Origin of the sequence: Streptomyces sp. NBC_00659, from assembly GCF_036226925.1 — a bacterium.
In the GTDB taxonomy this organism is placed as follows: Bacteria; Actinomycetota; Actinomycetes; order Streptomycetales; family Streptomycetaceae; genus Streptomyces.
The window spans coordinates 4,155,749-4,172,102 of the sequence record NZ_CP109031.1; the positions used below are offsets into that span (position 1 = coordinate 4,155,749).

Here is a 16,354-nt window from a genome sequence, read left to right on the forward strand (position 1 = left end):
GCGCCGCAGGGGCCGGGGAACGCCGAAGGGGCCGCCCGCACCACGGATGGCGGGCGGCCCCTTCGGGGCGTTCGGTGACCGGAGGGTCAGGAGGCCTTGGCCTTCTCCTCGGTCTTGACGGCGGGCGCCGGCGCGGCCGGAGCCGGCTTGGCGGCCTCGTAGAACTCCTCGCGCGGAGTCTCCATGGCGCCAAGGGAGACGACCTCGCGCTTGAGGAACATCGCGAGCGTCCAGTCCGCGAAGACGCGGATCTTGCGGTTCCAGGTCGGCATGGCGAGACCGTGGTAGCCGCGGTGCATGTACCAGGCGAGACGGCCCTTGAGCTTGATCTTCATCTTGCCCATGACGATCATCGCGACGCCCTTGTGCAGACCGAGACCGGCCACGGCGCCCTTGTTGGCGTGCGCGTACTCCTTCTGCGGGAAGCCCCGCATACCGGAGATCACGTTGTCGCCGAGGATCTTGGCCTGACGCAGCGCGTGCTGCGCGTTCGGCGGGCACCAGGCGTTCTCGACACCGGCCTTGCGGGCGGCGACGTCCGGCACCTGGGCGTTGTCGCCCGCGGCCCAGACGTAGTCCGTGCCCTGCACCTGGAGGGTGGTCTGGGTGTCCACGTGGCCACGCGGGCCGAGCGGCAGACCGAAGCGGGAGAGAACGGGGTTCGGCTTGACGCCGGCCGTCCAGACGATCGTGTTGGAGTCGACCTCGAGGCCGTTCTTCAGCACGACGTGGCCGTCGACGCAGGAGTCCATCGAGGTGGAGAGGTAGATCTCCACACCGCGGCTCTCCAGGTGCTCCTTGCCGTACTGGCCGAGCTTGGGGCCGACCTCGGGAAGGATCTTGTCCGCGGCGTCGACGAGGATGAAGCGCATGTCCTCGCGGGACACGCTGCTGTAGTACTTGGCCGCGTCGCGGGCCATGTCCTCGACTTCACCGATGGTCTCGGCGCCGGCGAATCCGCCGCCCACGAAGACGAAGGTCAGCGCCTTGCGGCGGACGTCCTCGTCCGTGGTGGAGTCGGCCTTGTCGAGCTGCTCGAGGACGTGGTTGCGCAGGCCGATGGCCTCCTCGATGCCCTTCATGCCGATGCCCTGTTCGGCGAGGCCGGGGATCGGGAAGGTGCGGGAGACCGCGCCCATCGCGATGACGAGGTAGTCGAAAGGCAGCTCGTACGCCTCGCCCACGAGGGGGGCGACCGTGGCTACCTTGCGGTCCTGGTCGATGGTGGTGACCCGGCCGGTGAGGACCTCCGCCTTGGGAAGTACACGCCGCAGCGGGACGACGACGTGCCGCGGGGAGATGCTGCCGGCGGCTGCTTCGGGGAGGAAGGGCTGGTAGGTCATGTACGACCGGGGGTCGACGACCGTTACGGTCGCCTCTCCGTAGCGCATCTGCTTGAGGATGCGCCGAGCTGCGTACAGGCCTACGTACCCACCGCCTACTACGAGGATCCTGGGACGCTCCGTGGTGCTCATGCCATCGAGTATCCACCTGCTTCCGGGGGGTCGCTCGTGCGCCCCTTCACAAGCTTGGGCAGGGGCTCTGCTACACTCCGCCGCCCTCGTGATCGAGGTCATGGCGGCAGGGGTGGACCGCCGTACGGTTCGTACCGTTGTCAACACCGCGTGAGCTGCGGCCCAACCCGTTCGGCCCAGCAGACCACACCTGTGTTTCACCGCCCGGAAACGCTGTCGCAACGCTTCACCGACCATGCTGCCGGACCGGTCCGGCCCCGCGGAAGGGCCCAAGCGGCCCTCTTGTCGCCCAGCAGGGCCTTTTTCCTTGTGAAGAACTTCACGAACTTTCTCGGCGGGGACTCGCCAGACGGGTTCCGGGACCCCCGCGGGCACGCTCATACGTTATCCGAGCCGCTCAGCCGAGGCTACCGATCAGTAGCAAAGGAGACCGGTGCCACGCCCCCGCGGCACCGCCGGACAACCCGCGCGGTGCCACCGGGCACCCCCCGCGGCACCGCCGGACAGGCGCCCGGGAGCCCTGTGCCGCCGCTGGAGGACACGACGGCCCCGGCTCCCCGAAAAGGGGGCCGGGGCCGTCTCACGCCCGTTCTCGACGCGTCACCGCGCGTCAGTCGCCCTGCCTGCCGGCTTCGGCGTCCTCGGCCACCTTGAAGGCGATGCCGTCGAGGATGTCGTGCTCGCTGACCACGACCTCCTCCGCCCCGGTCCGCTCCATGATCGAGAGCAGGACGAGGGCACCGGCGCCGATCACGTCCACCCGGCCCGGGTGCATCGAGGGAACGGCGGCGCGCTCGGCGTGCGTGGAGCGCAGCAGCCACTCGGTGATCTCGCGGACGCGTCCGACGGAGACGCGGGTGTGGTGGATCCGCTCGGAGTCGTACGCGTCGAGGTCCAGCGCGATCGCCGCGATCGTGGTGACCGAGCCGGCCAGCCCCACCAGGGTGCGCGCCTCGCGCAGCGGGACCGTCTCCTCGGCGAGGTCGAGGGCGGTCTCGATGTCGGCGCGCATGGCCGCGACCTGCTCCGCCGTGGGCGGGTCGGTCACGGCGCCGTCGCGGACGAGGTGACGTTCCGTCATCCGTACGCAGCCGATGTCCACGGAGCGTGCCGCGCGCACCCGGTCGGCGCCGACGACGAACTCGGTCGAGCCGCCGCCGATGTCCACGACCAGGTAGGGCGTGGCGAGGTCGTCGCGCCCGGCCAGCTCCTTGGTCGCGCCGGTGAAGGAGAACTCGGCCTCCTGGTCCCCGCTGATGACCTCCGGCTCGACGCCGAGGATGTCCAGCACCCCGCGCACGAACTCGTCCCGGTTCTCGGCGTCCCGGGAGGCCGAGGTGGCGACGAAGCGCAGCCGCTCGGCGCCGTGCTCCTTGATGGCCTCCGCGTACGCGCGGCAGGCGGCGAAGGTCCGCTCCAGCGCCTCGGGGGCGAGCCGGCCGGTGCGGTCGACGCCCTGGCCCAGCCGGACGATGGTCATCCGCCGGTCCAGGTCGGCGAGTTCGCCCGTCCGCGGGTCCGCGTCGGCCACCAGGAGCCGGATGGAGTTCGTACCGCAGTCGACGGCGGCGACGCGGGTCACCGGCCGTCCTCGGCGGACGCGGCGGAACCGGCGGCCTCCGCGGAACCGGTGGACTCGGCGTCCTCGGCGGAACCGGCGGCCTCGGTGGAGCCCTCCGTCTTCGGCCCGTCGCCGGCCGGCGGTCCGGCCTGGGTGACACACGCGCCCTTGCTCCACCACTCGGGCAGCATCGCGATGGCCTCGTCGCCGAGCGGGTTGACGCCCGGCCCGGCGGCCAGCGAGTGGGCGACCAGGACGTGCAGGCACTTCACCCGGTCCGGCATGCCGCCCGCGCTCGGGAAGCCCTCCAGGACCTCGATGGCGTCACGGCGCGCGATGTAGTCCTCGTGGGCGGCGCGGTAGGCCGCGGCCAGCTCGGAGTCGGTGGCCAGCCGTTCGGTCATCTCCTTCATGACCCCGTTGGCCTCCAGCGTCCCGATCGCGGACGCGGCCCGCGGGCACGTCAGGTAGTACGTGGTCGGGAACGGCGTCCCGTCGGGGAGGCGGGGCGCCGTCTCCACCACGTCCGGCTGGCCGCAGGGGCAGCGGTGCACGATCGCGCGCAGCCCGCGCGGCGGCCGTCCGAGCTGCTGCTTGAAGGCCTCGACGTCGGCGTCGGTGGGCTCGGTGCGCGGGGTGGTGGGCGGTGGCGTTTCCATGCCGTGAGTCACGTGTCTTTCTGGTCAGTTCATGGGGCGTCAGCGGTCGGCGGCGTCGGATTTGTCCACGCCGTCCCACATATTGGTGTACCAGGGGAGGTCGGCGGCGCCCCGCTCGGCACGGGACTGCTTCGCGGCGTCCGGGTCGATCACGACGTACCCGGTCTCGCCCGGCATCACATAGTGCAGCCGCTGCCGGATCTGCTGCTCGGCGTACGCGTCGTCCTGCCAGCGCGCCTTGAGGTCGCGCAGCTGCTCGACCCGCTGCCGGGCCTGCTCCCGCTGCCGCTCCACGTCGCCGATCTGGGCGCGCTGGGAGACGTACTGCCGCATCGGGTAGGCGAGGGCGACGATCAGGGAGCACAGGACCATGGCGAGCAGCGCGGCCCGGCCGGTCAGCCGGGAGCGGCGCGCCTGCCGCTTGGTCTGGGAGCGGTAGACCCTGGCCGCCGTCTGCTCGCCGAGCAGCTTCAGCCTGGTCGAGGTGGAGAACCGGTCCCGGTCCTTCACGGCCATGAGTCCCGCCTCCCCACTACCGGCCCGCCGTGCGGGCCCGTCACGTGCGTACGTCCCCGCACACGGTACGGGACCGGGTACGGGGACGTACGGAGGACTCTGCCTGAGCCGTGCGGGGGATCAGCCCTTGAAGCGCGGGAAGGCGCTGCGGCCGGCGTAGACCGCGGCGTCGTCGAGGATCTCCTCGATGCGCAGGAGCTGGTTGTACTTGGCGACACGGTCCGAGCGGGCCGGGGCGCCGGTCTTGATCTGACCGCAGTTCACGGCGACCGCGAGGTCGGCGATGGTGACGTCCTCGGTCTCGCCGGAGCGGTGGGACATCATGCACTTGAAGCCGTTGCGCTGGGCCAGCTCGACGGCGTCCAGGGTCTCGGTCAGCGAGCCGATCTGGTTGACCTTGACGAGCAGGGCGTTGGCGGAGCCCTCCTCGATGCCGCGGGCCAGGCGCTCCGGGTTGGTGACGAAGAGGTCGTCGCCGACGATCTGGACCTTGTCGCCCAGCTGGTCGGTGATGATCTTCCAGCCGGCCCAGTCGTCCTCGAACAGCGGGTCCTCGATGGAGACGAGCGGGTACGCCGCGACGAGCTCGGCGTAGTACTCGGTCATCTCGGCGGCGGAGCGCTCCTTGCCCTCGAAGGTGTAGACGCCGTCCTTGTAGAACTCGGAGGCGGCGACGTCGAGGGCGAGGGCGATCTGCTCGCCGGGGGTGTAGCCGGCCTCCTTGATGGCCTCGAGGATGAGGTCGAGGGCGGCGCGGTTCGACTCCAGGTTCGGGGCGAAGCCGCCCTCGTCGCCGAGGCCGGTGGACAGGCCCTTGGTCTTCAGCACCTTCTTGAGGGTGTGGTAGACCTCGGCGCCCCAGCGCAGGGCCTCGGAGAAGGACTCCGCGCCGATCGGGGCGATCATGAACTCCTGGATGTCCACGTTGGAGTCGGCGTGCGACCCGCCGTTCAGGATGTTCATCATCGGAACGGGCAGCAGGTGCGCGTTCGGGCCGCCCAGGTAGCGGAAGAGCGGCAGGTCGGACGCTTCGGAGGCGGCGTGCGCGACGGCGAGCGAGACGCCGAGGATGGCGTTGGCGCCGAGCGAGCCCTTGTTGTCGGTGGCGTCCAGGTCGAACATGGCCTGGTCGATCAGGCGCTGCTCGGTGGCGTCGTAGCCGACGAGCTCCGGGCCGATCTGCTCGATGACGGCGAGGACGGCCTTCTCGACACCCTTGCCGTGGTAGCGGTTGGGGTCACCGTCGCGAAGCTCGATGGCCTCGAAGGCTCCGGTGGAGGCGCCGGACGGAACGGCGGCACGACCCGTGCTGCCGTCGTCGAGGCCGACCTCGACCTCGACCGTGGGGTTGCCTCGGGAGTCCAGGATTTCCCGGGCTACGACGACGTCGATGGACGGCACGAGCATCTCCTTATGGGATGTGACGCGGGTACGCAGGACTTGGCAGCCCTGCGGGATGAGCCTAACCGGCTCACGGGGATCGGCCAGCCGATCGACCACCCCTTGAGCGGAACTGAGCGTACATATTGTTCCTGAACGGAACAAAAAAAGAAATGAAAAACCCCGCTCCGGCGCGTGCGGGGGAACACGCGCCGGAGCGGGGAGCCCGTGGGGACGGGGACCCTCACCGGGCCTTTCCCAAAAAGGCCCGGTTCGGGAGGGGAGCTGTCGTCCGGCTCGGACGCGGGCCGGAATCCGGCCCGGAAGGCACCCGCGCGCCGTCCGAGAAGTGGCCGCCCTCCGCCGAAGGCGACCACACGGCACCGGCGCGCCGCGGTACTCAGCGCAGGTGCAGCTGCTGGCCCGGGTAGATGAAGTCGGCGTCGGCGACGATGCCCTTGTTCAGCTTGAACAGCTTCTGCCAGCCGCCCTTGACGTGCTTCTTCTCGGCGATCGAGCTGAGGGTGTCACCCTTGACGACCTTGTACTCACCGTCGCCCTTCTTGACCTTCTTGCCGGTCGGGGTGGTGACGGTCTTCTGGACGGCGGGGCGCTCCGCGGAACGGGAGGCGGGCTGCTCCGTCGTACGGGTGGCCGGGGCGCTCTGCGAGTCGCTCGACGAGGTGGAGGCGGACGGGGCCGCCGGGGCCGAGCCGCCGCCGTAGGGGGTGCTCGACAGGCCGACGCCGCAGGTCGGCCAGGCACCCTTGCCCTGTCCGGCGAGAACCTTCTCGCCGATGGCGATCTGCTGCGACTTCGAGGCCTGGTCGGCGGTGGAGGCGTAGGCGGTGCCGCCGTACGCGGCCCAGGTGGAGGACGAGAACTGGAGTCCGCCGTAGTAGCCGTTGCCGGTGTTGATCGACCAGTTGCCGCCGGCCTCGCACTGGGCGACGGCGTCCCACTCGGAGGTGGTGGCGGCGGAGGCGCTGCCGGCCGCCATCAGCGGGGCGGCGATGGCGACACCGGTGACACCGGCGAGCGTGGCGACGCGGGTGGCCTTGTTCGGGCGGCGGTGCTTGCCCTTGCTGGAGAACAGCATGGAGAGATCCCCTCACCGACGCCTGCGAGGTGAGCTGTCGGGTTCGGGCCGGTTGAGTTGCCCGGCCGCGCTGCCTTCGGCCCTGTCTCCAGGACGTCCGGCGCGCGGCTTCACCCCAAGCCGTTCCCGGGTGTCTCTCAACTCCCGGTCCCGGCACTTACCTTGGGTCCCCCGCTCCTGCCTACGGCGCATGACGCGACGACTGTTCCCGTACGGCCGCTGGCAGGATTCGGCGTTGCGACCGTCGGGGCCCGCTGTGGCGAGCAGTCACGACCGTAAGCAGTCGATCGGCGGAAATTCAAAGACGATCAGGGCTTCTGAGACCCATGTCTCACTTGCATCAAATGGGACATTCCCCAGCTAACCAGGACGCGAACTCCCGCTACTTTTGCGCCGTTTCGGCAGTGTCCGCGATGCTCTGACCAGGTGCGACGAGGCCGGGAGCGCTGTCGGTCGCCACCGCGTCGGCGGTGGGCAGGTCGACCCATCCGCCACCGAGGCCCAGCTCGTCGGAAACCTTCCAGAGGTTGTCGATGACGTCCGCGACGTACGCGGTGTCGCTCGAGGCGCTCGCGGCATGCCGCCCGGTGGTGCTGTCGGCGCCGCCGCCGGTCGCGCTCTCCTCGGCATCCCCGCCGCGGTGCCGCCCGGTGCTGGTGCTCGGGGCGTCGGAGGGGCTCGAAGAAGCCTCCTTCTTCCCGGACTTGGCCGATTTGTCACCCTTGCCGGTCGCCGCATCCGAGCTGTCGGAGCTCTGCGAGGCGCTGGGCTCCGCAGTACTGCCGGCGGCATCCGAGGAGTCACCCGAATCGGACGAAGCGGAAGAATTGTCCGAAGGTGACGTACTGGGTGACGTCGCCAGGCCGGACGAAACGTACGAACCGGACTCGTCCTCGTCGTTCGAGGCATCGCCGGCCACGCCCGTGTCGACGCTGACGCCGGCCGCGCCCTTGCTGAGACCCGAGAGCGGCCCGCAGGTCGGCCAGGCCGCGAGGCCCTTGTCGGCGAGCACCTTCTCGGCGACGGCTATCTGCTGCGAGCGGCTGGCCTGGTCGGCCCTCGGGGCGTAGTCGAGGCCGCCGTGCGCCTCCCAGTTCTCCTGGTCGAGCTGAAGGCCGCCGTAGTACCCGTTGCTCTGGTCGGCGCTCCACGCGCCACCGCTCTCACACTGCGCCACCCGGTCCCAGGTGTTCCCGTCGGCCGCGCTCGCGCTCGCCGCGGCGAGCAGCGGGATGACGATCGCCGATCCGGTCACCCCTGCGGCGACCATGAGTGCCGGGGCCTGACGAGGGCGACGGTGACGGCCGTTCCCGGAGAGCATACGAAAGCCTTTCGAGTGACAGCAGGGAGTACCGCGGCCCCCTGTGAACCAAGAAGCGCAGGCGCCGCGTTGATGGGTGAAGGTAGTCGCACTCGAACGCTGGTTACAAGTCGATGCAGTACAGATCACGCGAAGATCACAGATTTGATGGAGCATCATGTTCCGCTAGCCGCAGGGGTGCTCTTTCCGGTATGCGGAAGAACCCCTTCGGCGGGGATGCCGAAGGGTCACCGATGGGCCGGTCCAGGCCTATTTGACCGGGGTGAACTCCACAGGAAGCGTGCGCAATCCACGCATAATGAGACCTCCACGCCAGCGCAAATCGGCCGATTCTCCGGCGAGTTGGATGTCGGGCAGGCGGCCGAGGAGCGTACCGAGCGCGATCTGCCCCTCCAGCCGGGCGAGCGGCGCGCCCAGGCAGTAGTGGATGCCGTGGCCGTAGCCCAAGTGCTGAAGGTCACGTCGCGCGAGATCGAGCGTGTCCGGCTGTTCGAAACGTTCGGGGTCGCGGTCCGCGGCCGCGAGCACCACGAGCACGGGGTCGCCGGCCGCGATGTCCTGCCCGCCGATCCGCACGGCCTCGGTCGCGAACCGCCAGGTGGCCAGTTCCACGGGCCCGTCGTAGCGCAGGAGTTCCTCGACACCCGTCTCGAGCAGCCCGCTCTCCCCGGCCGCGAGGGAGGCCTGGAGACGCGCCCGCTGCCCGGGGTGGGTGAGCAGGGCGTGCATCCCGTTCCCGATGAGATTGACCGTGGTCTCGAAGCCGGCGAAGAGCAGGATGAAGGCCATGGCGGCGGCCTCGTTCTCGGTGAGGTGCTCGCCGTGGTCGGAGGCGCGGATGAGCCCGGAGATGAGGTCCTCGCCCGGTGCGGGCTCCGCGGTCAGCGCCTCGCGCTTGCGGTGGATGAGCTCGGCGAGATACCCGCGCATCTTCTTCACGGACCGGGCGACCCCGCCTCTGGGCCCGCCGCCGTGCCGGATCATCATGCCCGCCCAGTCACGGAAGTCGTCCTGGTCCTCGCGCGGGACGCCGAGCAGGTCGCAGATGGCGTAGATGGGGAGCGGGAAGGCGAACTCGTGGATGAGGTCCGCGGAACCCCTGGCCGCGAACCCGGCGATGAGCTGGTCCGTCAGCTCCTGCACCCGTGGGGCGAATTCGGCCACGCGCCGCGGCGTGAACGCCTTGCTGACGAGCCGCCGCAGCCGGGTGTGGTCCGGCGGGTCGATGTTCAGCAGATGCGTCATGAGCTCGGCCTTGCGCTCCCCGGGAATCCCGGTCCGGCCCTTCGCGTGCGCGGGCTCGTCGTGATGCGCGGGATTCTTGGACAGCCGCTGGTCGGCGAGGGTCTGCTTGGCGTCGGCGTACCGCGTGACGAGCCAGGCCTCCACCCCGCTGGGCAGCCGCGTGCGGTGCACGGGCGCGTTCTCCCTGAGCCAGGCGTACGCCGGGTAGGGGTCGGTGGCGAACTCCCAGGTGAAGAGTTCGGGGGCGGCGCTGGCGGAGGCTTCGTACTCGGTCACTCCTCGACCGTATCCGCAGGGGGCGTCGTCCCCCCGGCCGCCCGGCGATCGGGCGCCACCCCTCGCGCGCGGCGGCGGCCTGAGCGTCTCCCGCCCGGTTCGCCCCGGACCGTCCGGACATGGCCGGCTGTTTGACCTCGCCGCCCGGCGCGTTCCTACTTTCCTGCCGTGGACCCCGAAATACTCAGATCCAGCTTCGCGGTCGTGGAACGACGGGCCGAGTTCGCGGTCAAGTACTTCTACTCGCACCTCTTCCGCCACAACCCGGAGCTCCGCGCGCTGTTCCCGGCGGATCTCGCCCGGGACATGGAACGGCAGCGGGACCGGCTCTTCGCGGCGCTCACCTTCGTCATGGACAGGCTGGAGGATCCGGACCTGCCCCGTTACTTACGGAGTCTGGGCCGCGACCACCGCAAGTACCTGACCCGGCCCGGGCACTACGCGGCCGTGGGGGAGAGTCTGATCGCCGCGTTCGCGGTCGTCGCGGGCTCGGCCTGGAGCGCCGAGACCGAGAAGGCGTGGACCGCCGCGTACGGGGTGATCGCCCGGTGCATGCTGGAGGGCGCCGGGGAGGCCCGGCACCATGGCGAGCCGCTCTGGTGGGACGCCGAGGTCGTCTCCCGCACCCGGCACGGCGACGGCCTCGCCGTCCTCACCCTGCTGCCACGGCAACGGCTCACCTATTCCCCCGGTCAGTACGTCAGTGTCTGCGTGCCCCATCTGCCTCGTGTCTGGCGGCCCTACTCCCTCGCCAACGCGCCGCGCGCCGACCGCACCGTCGACCTGCACGTCAGCCGCGTCGAGGGCGGCATGCTCTCCACCGCCCTCGTCCGGCGGACCCGGGTGGGCGACGTACTGCGGCTGGGCCCGCCCGGCGGCGGCCTCACCCTGCGGACGCCCGCCGACCGGCCCCTCACCCTCATCGCGGCCGGCACGGGCTGGGCACCGGTGAAGGCCCTGCTGGAACAGCTCGACCCCGCCCACGAGGCCCGTCTGTTCCTCGTGGCCCGCGACATCGCGCACCTCTACGACCGGCCAGCCGTCGAACGCCTGCGGGCCGCGCTCCCCCGGCTCGCCGTCACCTACATCACCCCCGCGCCCGGCCGCCCCAAGGTCCAGGCGACCGAACGGCTGCTCACCGCGCTGGGCAACCGGGCCGGCTGGACCCGGCACGACGTCTATGTCGCCGGTCCGCCCGATCTCGTCGAAGAGACCGGCGACGCGCTCTCCGCTCTCGGAGCACCGGCCGACCGGGTCTTCCACGACCCGCTGCCGCCGACCGGGGAGAGCCGTCCCCGCCCGGTGGGCGCGGCCCAGTGGCTTCTCGACCGCCCCCCTCCGGCCTGGCACAACCCGGCGGGCCGCACCCCCGGACCGTGACCGGGAAAGAGGGACCTCACCCCGGACCGTGACCCGGAACGACCGACCTCACCCCGCGCCTCCCCCGGACCGACGGGCCTCACCCCGGGCCTCCCCCGGACCGACCGGGGCCCGGTCAGCCCGCCCCTCCCTTTTCCTCCGCCCCGAGGATCGCGTCCCGGTACGTCCGCGCCGCCGCCCGCAGCGCCGCCTCGGGGTCGACGCCCTCGGCCTCGGCACGGACGGCCATCGCCAGCAGTTCGTATCCCACGCCCTCGCCCGCGGGCAGCGGAACGTCGAGTCCCGCCGTACGCGCCCGGGACGACAGCTTGGCCGACAGGGCCAGACCCGGCTGGCCGAGCGGGACACCCTCGGTGACGGAGGTGCGCCGCTTCTCCTCGGCCTTGGTGCGCAGCCAGTGCTCCTTGACCTCCTCGGGCGTCGTGGCCGTCTCGTCGCCGAAGACATGCGGGTGCCGGTGGATCAGCTTGGCGACGATCCCGCCGGCCACGTCGTCGATCGAGAACGGAGCCTCCATGTCGTCCTCGGCGATCCGGGAGTGGAACACGACCTGGAGCAGGACGTCGCCGAGCTCCTCCCTCAGCTCGTCCCGGTCGCCCTCCTCGATGGCCTCGACGAGCTCGTACGACTCCTCCAGGCCGTACTTCGCCAGGCCCTCGTGCGTCTGCCGGGACGACCAGGGGCACTCGGCGCGGATGCGGTCCATCACCTGGACGAGGTCGAGCAGACGCGCGCCCGGCAGGTCGTACGAGGCGGGCAGCAGTTCCAGGTCCGGCATCCGTATGCGGCCGGAGCCCGCCAGGCGGGCCAGACCGTCGGTGAGCCGGGGTTCGCCCTCGCCGGTGGCGACGACGACCACCGAGCGGCCGCTGGCACACGCGTCGACCAGCTCCTGCGCGGTCGGTGACTCCTCGTCGACCCCGATGCCCGCCTCGCGCAGATACGGGACCTGCGGGTGCGCGCCGTCCGAGCACAGCACCCGGTCCGCGCCGTGCAGCGCCTGCCAGGCCGGCCAGGACAGCAGGCCGGGCGCCACGCGGTGGCTGGTGGTGAGCATGACGATGCGGCCGGGGTCGGCGGCGCCCCTGCCGTCGGCGGTCACATCGGCCGCGGTCCGCTCGCCGCCCTGAGCGGTCCCCGTCGGTTCACTGATTGCGTTCACCCCTCGAACGTAACCCACGCCGCCGACACCCCCGGAGTTGTCCACAGGCCCCGGGGACACAGGTGTCCACAGGCCCCGGCGACACGGCCGATCCGCGGATCCGCCGCCGGCCCGCCGCCGATCAGCTGACGCCCCGCCGCCCCGCGGCGACGGGTTACGCGGGCTGCGGGGTCACCGCCGTGGAGACCTCACGCACCCACGGCGTCTTCGCGTCGACCCGGCTGCTCTTCTGGACGTCCCAGGTGCCGTAGCGCGGGTTCAGGTCGACATGGAGCTGCTTCGAGGCGGTGGACATCGCCTTCCAGAAGGCGGCCTTGCCGTCGGTGGTGTTCATGTCGACGCCGAGTGCGGCGGCGAGCTTGCGGGCCTCGATCTCGGTGCGCAGGCTGTCGTCGAGGCGCTTGGGCGCCACGCCGTAGTTCGACAGCCAGGCCGTCTCCAGCGCCTTCGAGCCGCCCGCCTGCTGTTCGAGCGCCGACCGCATCTGCTGCGAGTCCTTGCGGGTGACTTCCACGCCGGCGTTCTTGGCCGCCCGGTCCAGCACCCGGTCCAGGACCATGCTGTGCAGGGTGTCGCGGGTGAGGGTGCCGGTGCTCGCGACGACCTGCGCGTACTGGGCGTCGTCCTTGCTGGCGGCCCGCTGCGCCGAGCGCACCTCGTCGACCCGGCCCTCCAACTGCGCGACGGTGATCCGGCTGTCTCCGACGACGGCCGCCGCGCCGGGATGGGCATCGCTGCCGCACCCGGTGAGCAGAGGGGCCGCGGCGATGATCGCGGCGGAGAGGACGAGCGCGGTGCGACGGCGGCGGTGCAAGGAAGCCTCCCGAGGAGATTGTGCGACGGTGCACAAAGTCTTGCGGTGATCGATGGTAGGCAGTGGCCCGCCTCTCGGCCAGCCATTCGACCAACGATTCACGACGACTTCAGGCACCGCCGACGGTTCCCGGCCTCGCGGAACGGCCACGGTCCGCCCGTACGAGTGACCAGGGCCGGCCGGTGATCCGACCGGCCGCCCGTGTCCGTCCTCTCCCGCGGGCCGTCCGCGCGTCAGCCGGTGATGGCGACCGGCGCGTCCCAGGCGTCGCGGTCCACGGTGATCGTGACGCCGCCGATGGTCTCCTTGCTGTTGACCATGTACTGGTGGGCGCGGCTGTGGCCGGTGAACTGGGTGGCACCCCACGGCCAGTCAGTGGTCGTGGTGTTCTTCTGGTCCCACAGCGCGTACCAGAGGTTGCCCGGCAGGTCCGTCTTGTCGGTCGCGGTCGCGACGGCCTTGGCGCTGGAGCTGGTGAAGCCGTAGTACCCGGAGCGGTACGTCTTGGCGCGCAGGACCTTGTCGAAGGCGCGCACGTACGTCAGCACGGCGTCGTTGCACGCCTTGTTCGTGATGTCGTACGACTCCATGTCCAGGTAGACCGGGCTGCCGGCCTTCATCCCCAGGGCGGAGGCCTTGGCGACCGCGTCCGCTCCGTCGGCCGCGCCGAGCGAGGCCGCGGTCGCGGTGGTGATCTTCTCGGGGCTGCTCCCGGTCTGGCAGGACGGCTGTGCGCCGACGTACAGCGGGATGAGCTTCCAGCCCAGCGTGCTGACCGACTTGACCCAGGACGCGGTGAGGTTGGGCTGGGCGCATCCGCGGTTCTTGCCGCCGATGTACACGGCGGCGGCTCCGTAGAAGCCAGTGTGCCAGGCCTTCATCGCGGTGAGCGAGGGCGCCGCGCAGGTGTCGAAGGCGCGGCCTGTGTAGGTCTTCTGGGCGGGCCAGGTCGTGGCGGCCATGGAGGTCTGCGCGGCGATACCGGCGCCGGCGACGACGGCGACCCCGGCCACCCCCCAGGTGATGTACCGGCGCTTCCTCGACTGACGATGGTCGGACATGTGAACCCACCCCTGGTTGTGCCGGTGGTACCGGCCGGTTGTGCGATGACAGCGCACGCGGCGCACAGACGGCGCGCGCGGCACGAAACAGGCGCAACCCAACCAGCCACGCATGCCCGTTCGGGAAAGAAAGCCCCTACGGAGTCACAAGATCCTCTCAGCGCACGGTAAAAACCGGGACCGGTCCTAGCCGCGCACCTGACCCAGCCACTGCAGGGTCCGCCGGATCTCGGCCGCGAGCGGGTGTCCGGGGCCGTGCAGCCGCTCCACGTCGTGCAGCAGCCGGGCCAGTGTGTCGTGGGCGGCGGCGCGGTCGCCGAGCGCCAGCAGCAGGTGACCGATGCGGCGGCGGACGTCGAAGGCGAGTTCCGGGTCGTCGGCCGCGTACCGGTTCTCGTAGTACGGCAGCAGCGCGCGGTACTCGGCGAGCGCCGTCGCCGGGTCGCCCAACTGCTCCAGGCACTGGGCGGCTTCGTAGCGGTAGCGCAGGGACTGGGGGTCGGCCTGGCCGGACTCGGCGGCGCGTTCGTCGGCGAGGCGGCGCAGTTCGGGCAGCGCGCGCCGGTACTGGCCGTCGTCCATGAGCGTGGCCGCGTACTGCTTGCGCAGGGTGCGTACGACCGGGGAGTGCTCGCCGTGCTGCTGTGCTGCGGTGGGCAGGATCGCGCCGAGGACGTCGACGGCCTGGGTGATGCGGCCCTCGCCCAGAAGGCGCTTCACCTCGTCGACGGCGCCGGCGACATCGGTCTTCCCGGCGGCCCGCGCCACGGGGGCGGGCCGGGGTGCGGGCGTGCGCGCGCGGTCCGGCCAGGGGGCGTGCGGGCGCAGGAAGGGGCGGGTGGGGTCGAGCGGCGCCCCGGTGGGCGTTCCACGCGCGGGCAGGAGCGGCACCAGGTGCTCGTACACCTCCTGTGCGGAGGCGGGCCGGTGCTGCGGGTCCTTCGCGAGCAGGCGCAGGACCAGGTTCTCCAGCGCCTCCGGGATCTCGGGGCGCAGCCGGCGTACGGGCAGCGGAGGCTCGTACAGGTGCCGGTGCAGCACGCCGAGGGCCGTCGAGCCCGTGAACGGCACGTCGCCGCTGAGGAGTTCGTGCATCAGCACACCGAGCGCGTACAGGTCGGTGTACGGGCCGACCGCGCCGCCCATCGCCTGCTCGGGCGCCATGTAGGCGGGCGAGCCGATGGGGGAGCCGGTGTGCGTGAGGCGGGTCGTGTCGGTGTCCATGACGGAGGCGACGCCGAGGTCGAGGACGGTCACCGTGCCGTCCTGCTTCACCATCACGTTGCGCGGCTTGAGGTCGCGGTGGACGATCGGCACGGAGTGCACGGCGCTCAGTACGGCGCACAGTTGCGCGGCGACCGCGACCGCCCACTGCCACGGGTACGGGTCGTGTTCGGCGAGGTGATCGGAGAGGTCGGCACCGTCGACGTACTGCATGACGAGGAAGAGTTCCTCGCCCTCGCTGCCCGCGTCGTGCACGGTGACCAGGCCGGGATGGTCGACCTGGGCGGTCACCCGGCACTCGCGCGCGAAACGGCGGCGCAGTTCGTCGGCCTCCTGGCCGACGACCTTGTCGGGACGCAGCAGCTTCACCGCGACGCGCCGGTCGAGCCGCTGGTCGTAGGCCGTCCAGACCTGGCCCATGCCTCCCTGCCCGATGAGCGTGGCCAGTTCGTAGCGCCCGGCGACGACGCGTCCGGCCTCCGCGGTCACCGTCCGCCCTCGTGCTCGCCGTCGCGCCGGTCCCCGTGCCTGCGCAGATAGTCGCTGAGTTCGTCGAGCTCGGCGCGCACCTGGTCGATGCGCGCGGGCGTGGCCCGCTGCGGCGGGGGCTGGGGCATCGGCGTGTTCGGCGGGTACGCCTGCGGTACGGGAGGCTGCGGTACGGGAGGCTGCGCCTGCGGTACGTGGAGGCCCGGGTACGGCGGGGCGGGCGGCGCGGACTGCGGATGGCCGTACGGCCCGGGGGCGGTCTGCGCGTGGAACGGCGCGTAACCGATGGGCCGCCGCGCCGCGTTGTGGAAGCGGATGTCGCTTGCCAGGTAGTGCGCGACGCTGCCGGCGCCGAGGATCACTGCCACGGCCAGCGCGACATCGCCCCTGCTGTCGCTCTCCGGCACCGTACCGACGACCATGAGCGCGCCGATGGACACCGGCAGCGACACCCAGGCCGCCGTCCAGTCGAACCACCGCCCCCGCTGGATCGCCACCCGGAACAGCGGAACACAGGCGAGCAGACCGCACGACAGGAGCCCGGCGGCGGCGAACAGCACGCGCAACGTGATGACGGTTCCCGCGCTGCGGGTGGGTGGCGCCCCGTCGTGGCCGTACATGACTGCTCCCGGGCCTGGGTTCGATTTCGGAGTTCGAGCGTATAGGCCGACACGGACGACCGGTCCCGGGTT

At 71.3% G+C, this 16,354-nt stretch carries 14 protein-coding genes and 1 riboswitch; of the genes, 1 reads left to right on the forward strand and 13 read right to left on the reverse strand.

Annotated features, from left to right (window positions below; genetic code table 11):
* Window positions 1-86: 86 nt before the first annotated feature.
* The 8 genes from OG410_RS17880 to OG410_RS17915 form a co-directional block, all read right to left on the reverse strand.
* Window positions 87-1,475, reverse strand: coding sequence for an NAD(P)/FAD-dependent oxidoreductase (locus OG410_RS17880; protein ID WP_329300082.1), 1,389 nt, complete (start codon window positions 1,473-1,475; stop codon window positions 87-89).
* Between the two features lie 610 nt (window positions 1,476-2,085).
* On the reverse strand, window positions 2,086-3,057 hold the full coding sequence (locus OG410_RS17885; protein WP_329300083.1) for a Ppx/GppA phosphatase family protein: 972 nt from the start codon (window positions 3,055-3,057) through the stop codon (window positions 2,086-2,088).
* Complete coding sequence (locus OG410_RS17890; RefSeq protein ID WP_329300084.1) at window positions 3,054-3,695, reverse strand: DUF501 domain-containing protein; 642 nt, start codon at window positions 3,693-3,695, stop codon at window positions 3,054-3,056. The genes OG410_RS17885 and OG410_RS17890 overlap by 4 nt, the downstream gene beginning before the upstream one ends.
* Before the next feature lie 39 nt (window positions 3,696-3,734).
* Window positions 3,735-4,211 (reverse strand): FtsB family cell division protein, encoded by a 477-nt coding sequence (locus OG410_RS17895; protein ID WP_329300085.1) that lies wholly within the window; start codon window positions 4,209-4,211, stop codon window positions 3,735-3,737.
* Window positions 4,212-4,331: 120 nt separating this feature from the next.
* Window positions 4,332-5,618, reverse strand: a complete 1,287-nt coding sequence (eno, locus tag OG410_RS17900) for a phosphopyruvate hydratase (RefSeq protein ID WP_328669509.1) — start codon at window positions 5,616-5,618, stop codon at window positions 4,332-4,334.
* 373 nt (window positions 5,619-5,991) lie between these two features.
* The gene (locus OG410_RS17905; RefSeq protein ID WP_329300086.1) at window positions 5,992-6,690 is read right to left on the reverse strand and encodes a transglycosylase family protein; all 699 of its coding nucleotides are present in this window, start codon (window positions 6,688-6,690) and stop codon (window positions 5,992-5,994) included.
* Between the two features lie 4 nt (window positions 6,691-6,694).
* A riboswitch (cyclic di-AMP (ydaO/yuaA leader) is annotated at window positions 6,695-6,889 on the reverse strand.
* 183 nt (window positions 6,890-7,072) lie between these two features.
* On the reverse strand, window positions 7,073-7,960 hold the full coding sequence (locus OG410_RS17910; protein ID WP_329300087.1) for a transglycosylase family protein: 888 nt from the start codon (window positions 7,958-7,960) through the stop codon (window positions 7,073-7,075).
* A 300-nt stretch (window positions 7,961-8,260) separates the two neighbouring features.
* The gene (locus tag OG410_RS17915; RefSeq protein ID WP_329300088.1) at window positions 8,261-9,532 is read right to left on the reverse strand and encodes a cytochrome P450 family protein; all 1,272 of its coding nucleotides are present in this window, start codon (window positions 9,530-9,532) and stop codon (window positions 8,261-8,263) included.
* A gap of 168 nt (window positions 9,533-9,700) precedes the next feature.
* On the opposite strand from OG410_RS17915, the gene OG410_RS17920 reads away from it, so the two are divergent.
* Entirely contained in the window at window positions 9,701-10,912 is a 1,212-nt protein-coding gene (locus tag OG410_RS17920) for a globin domain-containing protein (protein ID WP_329300089.1), read from the forward strand.
* A gap of 115 nt (window positions 10,913-11,027) precedes the next feature.
* Here the strand turns inward: OG410_RS17920 and OG410_RS17925 are convergent, their stop codons facing one another.
* The 5 genes from OG410_RS17925 to OG410_RS17945 form a co-directional block, all read right to left on the reverse strand.
* Window positions 11,028-12,014, reverse strand: a complete 987-nt coding sequence (locus tag OG410_RS17925) for a nucleoside triphosphate pyrophosphohydrolase (protein WP_329304157.1) — start codon at window positions 12,012-12,014, stop codon at window positions 11,028-11,030.
* Between the two features lie 214 nt (window positions 12,015-12,228).
* Window positions 12,229-12,888: a SurA N-terminal domain-containing protein gene (locus OG410_RS17930; RefSeq protein WP_329300090.1), complete on the reverse strand. Its 660-nt coding sequence runs from the start codon at window positions 12,886-12,888 to the stop codon at window positions 12,229-12,231.
* Window positions 12,889-13,121: 233 nt separating this feature from the next.
* The gene (locus OG410_RS17935; protein WP_329300092.1) at window positions 13,122-13,949 is read right to left on the reverse strand and encodes a glycoside hydrolase domain-containing protein; all 828 of its coding nucleotides are present in this window, start codon (window positions 13,947-13,949) and stop codon (window positions 13,122-13,124) included.
* A 186-nt stretch (window positions 13,950-14,135) separates the two neighbouring features.
* Complete coding sequence (locus OG410_RS17940) at window positions 14,136-15,620, reverse strand: serine/threonine-protein kinase (protein ID WP_329304158.1); 1,485 nt, start codon at window positions 15,618-15,620, stop codon at window positions 14,136-14,138.
* Window positions 15,621-15,658: 38 nt separating this feature from the next.
* The gene (locus tag OG410_RS17945; protein ID WP_329300093.1) at window positions 15,659-16,282 is read right to left on the reverse strand and encodes a hypothetical protein; all 624 of its coding nucleotides are present in this window, start codon (window positions 16,280-16,282) and stop codon (window positions 15,659-15,661) included.
* Window positions 16,283-16,354 lie beyond the last annotated feature (72 nt).

Coding starts and splice junctions, on each gene's coding strand:
- OG410_RS17945 (WP_329300093.1), bottom strand. CDS start 16,282: ATGTACGGCCACGACGGGGCGCCACCCACCCGCAGCGCGGGAACCGTC.
- OG410_RS17890 (WP_329300084.1), bottom strand. CDS start 3,695: ATGGAAACGCCACCGCCCACCACCCCGCGCACCGAGCCCACCGACGCC.
- OG410_RS17895 (WP_329300085.1), bottom strand. CDS start 4,211: ATGGCCGTGAAGGACCGGGACCGGTTCTCCACCTCGACCAGGCTGAAG.
- OG410_RS17910 (WP_329300087.1), bottom strand. CDS start 7,960: ATGGTCGCCGCAGGGGTGACCGGATCGGCGATCGTCATCCCGCTGCTC.
- OG410_RS17905 (WP_329300086.1), bottom strand. CDS start 6,690: ATGCTGTTCTCCAGCAAGGGCAAGCACCGCCGCCCGAACAAGGCCACC.
- OG410_RS17935 (WP_329300092.1), bottom strand. CDS start 13,949: ATGTCCGACCATCGTCAGTCGAGGAAGCGCCGGTACATCACCTGGGGG.
- OG410_RS17880 (WP_329300082.1), bottom strand. CDS start 1,475: ATGAGCACCACGGAGCGTCCCAGGATCCTCGTAGTAGGCGGTGGGTAC.
- eno (WP_328669509.1), bottom strand. CDS start 5,618: ATGCTCGTGCCGTCCATCGACGTCGTCGTAGCCCGGGAAATCCTGGAC.